This window comes from Anaerobium acetethylicum, assembly GCF_900096945.1.
Classification (GTDB): Bacteria; Bacillota; Clostridia; order Lachnospirales; family Lachnospiraceae; genus Anaerobium; species Anaerobium acetethylicum.
The window spans coordinates 1-6,933 of sequence record NZ_FMKA01000069.1 but is presented as its reverse complement, the minus strand read 5'-3'; the positions used below and the strand labels follow the sequence as shown (position 1 = coordinate 6,933).

Below are 6,933 nucleotides of genomic sequence, written 5' to 3'. Positions count from 1 at the left end.
TAATGAAGAATAAAGCTTGCAATGATAACTCACTGCAACTGAACCATCATATAATAGGAATATAATTCATCCTATTACTTAGGCTTCATGTTTTCACCATTTTCATCCATTAGTTCCCCTCGTATTAAACACAATTTTATCCTATCATAAACTCAGTATAGGTACAACCATTTTTTTACATATAAAGGTGCATGTTCCTTAAATACATATTACATGCATTTTCTTTACTGCTTTCAGCATATTTTACTTCCTTGATTGATATTGTATGTTCACAGGTCGCTCAAAAGCCTGTTCACACTTATATCGTTTCTGAATTTACATTTCCTTTCTCTCCCTTGCCTTAAACACCGGATGAAGTAATTCATATCTGTGCAGATCTTAAGATAATTTCAGAAACCCTCCGAAACATAAGGGTTTCGAGGGTTTGGTACCCTCGCTGAGGGAGCGCTAGTAACCGGAGCGACATTTGGAGCGACATTAAGGGGTAGAATTCAATGAATTCTACCCCCAATCACTTATTTTTTATTTCTTAGATATTTAATAAGACAAATTATTGCAAGTATGTAAAAAATAAATTTACAAACATTAAGAAGAACTCCCAAATAATAAACATATGTTACCATCTTATATCTCCTATTCACTTATTATATGTGCACCTTTTCTTATTATATCACTTCCCATAAATTTTATGGTGTCAGGTACCGCAATAGGCACCGAACTTATTTTCCAATTCCTTCCTTGAAATCCTTGAATTTTACAACAAACTTCGTAAAAATCATCAAGTATATAATCAATATTGTTATTTGCATAATGGTAAAAGGTGAGGTGACTCCGTTTAAAGAATATTGATGAATAGTCGGAGGAATGGAACAGAAGAAGAATATTATAAGCGGTAGCATACGTCCTTTAAATACCCGTTTCATCATCTCAAGTCTCGATTCGTCATCACAAAAAATCTCCTCTTTCCCCTTCATTTCTGAGACTGGTTTTCGAAAGTAACTGTACCCAACAAAATCCAGAAGGTATTCCCATCCACAGTCTTCAAACATCTGCACATATTCTGATTTATGAGAGATTCCGTCCTGGTTATAGTCAAGCTGATAAATTACATCCTCTGCGTTACATTTCACAAAATGGTATATTCCCAGAAAACTTACTTTTGTAAATTTCCAACCCTGTTTATGCTGTTCCCGAAGAAATTCCCCTTCATTCTCATAGTCCATAATAGTAAAATACCGAAATACCCTCTTCTTATTCCTCATCGGCCTATCTCCTTTACATTACGATATAATCGTTCAATTCTTTTTAATTCCAGTTGCAATACTTCGATTCCCAAATCTGTAATCTGATAGATCTTACGTTTTTCTTCTTCACGAATAAATACTATTAATCCATCTTTTTCCATTTTTGAGAGACTCCCATACATAGTTCCGGGGCTCAATGAGATTTCTTCATTCGTCATTTCCTTTACTCTTTGTACAATTCCATATCCATGATTTGGTTCCCGTAAGCAAAGCAGAATATAGAATCCGGTCTCTGTCATTGGCACATAGACCTTTTTAATGTGCGCATCCATAAATCCACCTCCAATTATTTTTCTGCTGTATATTTCTCTACGACATAGTTCACTGTTATGAATTACACTGCTATGCATTACACCTCAATGTATCGCACTGCTATATAAATATATCGCACTGCTATGTATTTGTCAATAAAAATAGTCTACACCAACAAAGAAGGGAAATGGGTGCCCTGATTTAAATGAAATAAAAGCGTTTAAAAAAAGCTAAGGTGCCTGCCCCTATGAACATGTTCATAGGATCAGGCACCTTAACGGAGGAAGCGCTAGTAACCGGAGCGACATTCTAAATATTGAAGCAATCAGTTTATAATACTAATCAAATCATAGAAATAATACTTTCTATTACGTGCTGCCCCATTTGAATAGATAATATTACTTTCACACAGCTTATTTAAATAATTATTCAATGTAGATACTGATATCTCAATATGTTCACGAATGTTTGCAGTTGTAAAAATCGGATACATAAAGATAATATCTATTACATCTATTATCGTTGTTGTATTGGATATGTTTTTTGCCTTTGCTATAGTAGCGTCATATAACATATTTACCGAATCAATCTTATTAATGTTTTTATCTGCCTGTATGACACAAGCATTCAGGAAAAACTCCACCCATTCAGTCATACTCTTTTTGGCTTCCTTCTTTTTCAGTTCGTATTCTTTAGGATAATACTCTTTATCTGGAATTACCACCCTTGTACTATTCAGCAATGCATAATATTTATATTTGTCTTTCTCCAAACTTTCACTCACCAAGAAATTGGGTTCATCAATTACCTTTTCACTAAACAAATATAATGGAACTAAGATTCTGCCTGTTCTTCCGTTCCCATCTGTAAATGGATGTATTGTTTCAAATTGTGAATGCAGCAATGCTACTTTAATCAGTGGCAAGTCATCTTCATTGTTATTTATATATTTTTCCAGATTGCTCATATACTCTGGAACCAGCTGTGGTTCCGGTGGGATATAAGTAGCATTCTCTATTGTTGCACCTTTTGGTCCCAGAAAGTTTTGTATTGTTCTAAACTCTCCTTCTGCCACACTTGAACTACCTCTTGCATCGCCTTGCATAAGAACCTGATGAAGCTTTTTAATCAAATTACTGCTTATTGGGTATCTGGCTAATAGATTTGTGCCTTCTCGTAATGCTTTCATATAATTTATTACTTCCAGGATATCATTCGTGGCTTTTTTCTCCACGGCACGATAATTCAACATCTCATCCATTGTAACCTGGGTACCTTCTATTTTGGTAGATTCAACTGCCTCTTTTAAGGAAAAAAGTTCTAATAAATTTGTATGATTAATTTTCGTTGATTTTAATTTTTCATTATATACTGCAATTTTCGTTCCTGCATTCATCAGCGGAAACATCAGACGTTGCATATCTAACAATTCTGGCATAGGAAGTTGATTGGGTACAAACGGTCTTTTTTTCATAACGCACCTCCATTTCGATGATATGGAACAAATTTTATTCGTTTTTTGTTCTATGTCACTATATTATATGCTGTTATAACAATAATGGCAACATTTTCTTTAGTTTATCCTTTTTAATAGGGTCTGGCACACTCAGCGAGGGTGCGCTATCGACCGAGCGGCCTCCTTTTTTTACCGCATTAACTGCTTTTTTTGCCGTACTGGCTACTTTTTTAGCAGTTTTTTTGACCGCTTTCTTTGCCTTGGCAACCCATTTTTGAACTATATTTTTCCGTTTATGTCCCGTAGGATCATCGTACGATACAGGATCATTATGGCAGTAGGTATAAAGGTTCAGGCTCAGCGGATCGTTCGGGTTCCCGGTGTAGGTGTCTTCCTGAAGGAACCTTGCCGTCAGCGGGTCATACATCCTTGCATTGATATAATAGAGCCCGGTCTCCACGTCATACTAGTATCCGGCGTAGCGGATGCTGTTGTCCACATTTCCCGTACTTTCGATGATATTTCCAAAGGCATCGTAGCGGTAGGTGGCTGCGACATATCCTGCATCTGTTATAAGGGCGGTTACGTCTCCGTGGCCGTTGTAGATATAGCTGTAGGTTGTTCCGCTGTTCTTATTTCCGACTGTGCGGAACAGCAGGTTTGTGCCGTATACGTTCCTTCCAGTCTGGTTGTGGTTACTGTCGAGTTCAAGAAAAAGCTAAGGTGCACCATGAAAAAGAACTGTCTTCCTGATTTATCAAAGACAGTTCTTCTCTATTTTTCTGGTAACAGGGATCAGGTACTCTTTTTTTGGCTTACTCGCTATTTTTCTTTATCATCACTTTTTACCAAATGTAATTTTTTGTAACCCATTCCAACCAAAATGTTACCAAGAATTTCCATCATGTTATCTTGTGCCATCGGTATGCATTGTTCCTCTGCGACAACTGTGTAATCAATCGGAACTTCACTAAATTTAAATACATATTCTGCACCAATAGCTATTTGAAAATCTTCTCTATCCGGAATCATGATAATTGTTTCTATTTTTAATAATGCCGTCGTTTCTTTTCTTTCCTTTGGGGTCCTGATTTGTACTTTACTTTCTGACTTCAGGTTAAGGTCTCCGGATAAATCTTGTGGAATATCAATATGAAGTTTCTGTATTTGTTTATTTTGAATTTCCACATTAATTTTCGACATAAATCAGTTCCTCCTTTTTCCTGAAATTAATAATATTTGTGTATTGGCTTTCGTTTGGGATTATTTGCTCGTTATTCCACAATAGCTGATTTGTGGTATACGGCACATAAATCACAGTCTCTTTAACCTCTGGAGCATCAAACGATTCTTCAAGTGCTTTTGCAACATATTGATTAAGTGTTATTTTCTGTTTTGTAGCTTCAAAAGCTATTTTTCTATGTAATTCGGGCGTGATTCTTACGTTAAATGTTCCTTTAAATTCTCTGTTTGGTTCTTTCCCATATTTTTTACATATTTCCAAATAATTATCAATACTTTGATGAAACATATTTACTAATTCAACAACAGATGATCCATGAAAATTCAGCGAATCCACAATTCCAAAAACCTCTCCAACAAAAATTCCATCTTCAGCATCATACTCAACAGTTGCATGATATCCTTTATATTCCATCATTGAATTCATCTCTACACATCCTCTTTAAAATTATTTTGATTTTAAATTCATAGTTCTTAATAACACATTATCCAAAAATAGCTAAATCTATTCAATTTCGCCGATATCCTTTAAAAATTGCACCACTTTCTTAATTTGATATCTGTATAATTCGTTACCTGGATGGGGTTCATCAAATTGTATCATTCTTTGCGTTTCTTCATGACAATATCCAATTCCAGAACCTCTGCCCCCGGTGTATTTGGTGCAATTGCATTTCCTCATTAAGACATCTAATTCTCTTGTTGTGAAATTCTTGGGCATCGGGTTTCTCTTTATTTTATCTAAAAGATCTTCCTTTTTGGGCATTTACAATTGTCACCTCTTTTATTTTTATTGCAACTACTATTTAGTTGCATTTTACCTTCTTTTGTTTATTCTGTCAAGAAGTATAATGAAAACATCAAGGGCTATGCAAAGGACTTCCAAAACTTTGGATTGCAATCTTGATTTCTTGCCTTTTTAAATGCCCATTACCAGTAGCGACACTCTCCTGACATCTCACTTAATCCCAGTATAAGGTGATGGTATTCTCGAGATATTTCAAATTGGGCGACAGGGATAAATCAATCATTTCTTCATCGGATTGCAAATATAGGATTGGTGATTGATTTAAATCTTCCATATCGCAAAGTAATTCAATACTACTTGGCTCAATATTCAAATTATATTGAAACCCATCACTTACCATTTCCTTTGTTAAAGACCCATTGATCCATATTGAATCGGCGTACAAGAACTTTTCTCCACGGCTGTCTTCTAATTCATTACCATATGCACAAACATAAACCATGATATTTGGATCTTTCAACCGAATTGTCCTTAAAATCTCCTTCAATTGTTCAATTTCAGAAGGATTATCAATGGCGAATCTAGTGTACTTTCCAAGGTTTTCAGCATTGAAAAACAGTGCATAATCAATCATATCAAGCAGCCCTTGATTGTACTTCGTGCCAAAATTCTTTCTTACATTCGCTAAGGTGCCTGACTTATTGATTTTTAATTTTCTTATAAAGCTCGTAAAGTTTTAGTAATTCAATTCCAAGTGTATCACTGAAATCCCATGAATCAACTATAAACCTCGGATAGCTTGGTACAAATAGTTTTGAATCCCTGGTATCATTCATTTTATTTAAGTCATACATTATAGTTTTGAGTTGTTGTTTTGATCTTTTTGTTAGACCTTTTTCCACCAATTCCATTTCACTTTCAACAGTTACAATTAATCCGTTATACATATCTTCAAAGTCATTCGTATTTATCATTTCGATAACGCCTCCAAACTGTTAATATACCCTTGCTTGGCTCCTCCAACATACTGTGAACCGTATTGAAGTTGAGAAGCCGCATTACCTGTAATCATTGATGTTTCACTTTTTACCTGAAACTGTTGTAATCCGGTCATGGAATTCCACTCATTTGGCAATGCTAAATTATTCCTATTAGTAGTAGGCGAGAAAGTCTCAAAAAGATATCTACCTTTTTCCTGAGCATCCCCACCATAGAATCTAATACCATATGTTGAATCACCTGCCGTTTCCATTTTTATTGTTCGTACATCAAATGACTCAAGTATTTGTTTTCTATACTCTCTAGGAACGTTTTGTGATTTAAGGTACTCAGAAGCTTCTTTGACACCTGCATATACGTCTTTTTCGGCTCCTGTGGCATCAGCAACCTTAGCCGCCGCCTTTACAACATCATATACATCATCAACCTTAGCACCCTTATTTATAAATTTTCCTACGGTTGCTAACTGCCCACCAATCGGTAAACATGCTGCTGCTGACCAAGCTGCATTTACTTTATCGCCTTTTGCAAGATAAATCGCTCCATTAATAGCATCACAAGGCTCTCCAATTGCTGGCACAAGACCTACAGCATCAAGCAATGTCTGTATTCCATCTACTAATGTTGTTTTCTCTAATTTCGCTAGAACAGTTTTTGTCTTTTGAGGTCCGCTTCCACCTTCCAGATAATTATTGGGCTTGGCATCGACCTTTCCTACGACGACTTTCACTGTTGCCGCCTTTTTCTCATATTGTTTTGCGGCTTCTTTTGATCTTGCTTTTTCCTTTGCTACTGTTTTCTTAATCTCTTTTTTTACCGCACTGACTGCTTTTTTAGCAGTTTTTTTGACCGCTTTCTTTGCCTTGGCAACCCATTTTTGAACTATATTTTTCCGTTTATGTCCCGTAGGATCATCGTACGATACAGGATCA

General features: G+C 35.7%; 10 protein-coding genes. All 10 read right to left on the bottom strand.

Annotated features, from left to right (window positions below):
- Positions 1–719: 719 nt before the first annotated feature.
- Entirely contained in the window at positions 720–1,262 is a 543-nt protein-coding gene (locus BJR36_RS19535) for a DUF2812 domain-containing protein (protein WP_091237109.1), read from the bottom strand.
- Positions 1,259–1,576, bottom strand: a complete 318-nt coding sequence (locus tag BJR36_RS19530; protein WP_091237108.1) for a PadR family transcriptional regulator — start codon at positions 1,574–1,576, stop codon at positions 1,259–1,261. Before BJR36_RS19530 ends, BJR36_RS19535 begins: the two co-directional genes overlap by 4 nt.
- Before the next feature lie 305 nt (positions 1,577–1,881).
- Positions 1,882–3,030: a Fic family protein gene (locus BJR36_RS19525; RefSeq protein ID WP_091237107.1), complete on the bottom strand. Its 1,149-nt coding sequence runs from the start codon at positions 3,028–3,030 to the stop codon at positions 1,882–1,884.
- A 73-nt stretch (positions 3,031–3,103) separates the two neighbouring features.
- Positions 3,104–3,472 carry an RHS repeat-associated core domain-containing protein gene (locus BJR36_RS19520; RefSeq protein ID WP_242875691.1) on the bottom strand — a complete coding sequence of 123 codons (369 nt, stop codon included), beginning with the start codon at positions 3,470–3,472 and terminating at the stop codon, positions 3,104–3,106.
- Between the two features lie 362 nt (positions 3,473–3,834).
- Positions 3,835–4,215 (bottom strand): hypothetical protein, encoded by a 381-nt coding sequence (locus BJR36_RS19515; protein WP_091237106.1) that lies wholly within the window; start codon positions 4,213–4,215, stop codon positions 3,835–3,837.
- Positions 4,202–4,681 carry a type II toxin-antitoxin system HicB family antitoxin gene (locus BJR36_RS19510; protein ID WP_091237105.1) on the bottom strand — a complete coding sequence of 160 codons (480 nt, stop codon included), beginning with the start codon at positions 4,679–4,681 and terminating at the stop codon, positions 4,202–4,204. Before BJR36_RS19510 ends, BJR36_RS19515 begins: the two co-directional genes overlap by 14 nt.
- A gap of 78 nt (positions 4,682–4,759) precedes the next feature.
- Complete coding sequence (locus BJR36_RS19505; protein ID WP_091237104.1) at positions 4,760–5,020, bottom strand: type II toxin-antitoxin system HicA family toxin; 261 nt, start codon at positions 5,018–5,020, stop codon at positions 4,760–4,762.
- A gap of 196 nt (positions 5,021–5,216) precedes the next feature.
- On the bottom strand, positions 5,217–5,636 hold the full coding sequence (locus BJR36_RS19500; protein WP_091237103.1) for a hypothetical protein: 420 nt from the start codon (positions 5,634–5,636) through the stop codon (positions 5,217–5,219).
- A 64-nt stretch (positions 5,637–5,700) separates the two neighbouring features.
- The gene (locus BJR36_RS19495; RefSeq protein ID WP_091237102.1) at positions 5,701–5,976 is read right to left on the bottom strand and encodes a hypothetical protein; all 276 of its coding nucleotides are present in this window, start codon (positions 5,974–5,976) and stop codon (positions 5,701–5,703) included.
- A partial coding sequence (locus BJR36_RS19490; protein WP_207648923.1) for a hypothetical protein occupies positions 5,973–6,933 on the bottom strand: 961 nt, incomplete at its 5' end. The genes BJR36_RS19495 and BJR36_RS19490, both read right to left, overlap by 4 nt.

Bases quoted from the DNA above. Each gene is read 5' to 3' on its own strand.
- BJR36_RS19535 (WP_091237109.1), bottom strand. From the start codon at position 1,262: ATGAGGAATAAGAAGAGGGTATTTCGGTATTTTACTATTATGGACTAT.
- BJR36_RS19530 (WP_091237108.1), bottom strand. From the start codon at position 1,576: ATGGATGCGCACATTAAAAAGGTCTATGTGCCAATGACAGAGACCGGA.
- BJR36_RS19525 (WP_091237107.1), bottom strand. From the start codon at position 3,030: ATGAAAAAAAGACCGTTTGTACCCAATCAACTTCCTATGCCAGAATTG.
- BJR36_RS19515 (WP_091237106.1), bottom strand. From the start codon at position 4,215: ATGTCGAAAATTAATGTGGAAATTCAAAATAAACAAATACAGAAACTT.
- BJR36_RS19510 (WP_091237105.1), bottom strand. From the start codon at position 4,681: ATGAATTCAATGATGGAATATAAAGGATATCATGCAACTGTTGAGTAT.
- BJR36_RS19505 (WP_091237104.1), bottom strand. From the start codon at position 5,020: ATGCCCAAAAAGGAAGATCTTTTAGATAAAATAAAGAGAAACCCGATG.
- BJR36_RS19500 (WP_091237103.1), bottom strand. From the start codon at position 5,636: ATGATTGATTATGCACTGTTTTTCAATGCTGAAAACCTTGGAAAGTAC.
- BJR36_RS19495 (WP_091237102.1), bottom strand. From the start codon at position 5,976: ATGATAAATACGAATGACTTTGAAGATATGTATAACGGATTAATTGTA.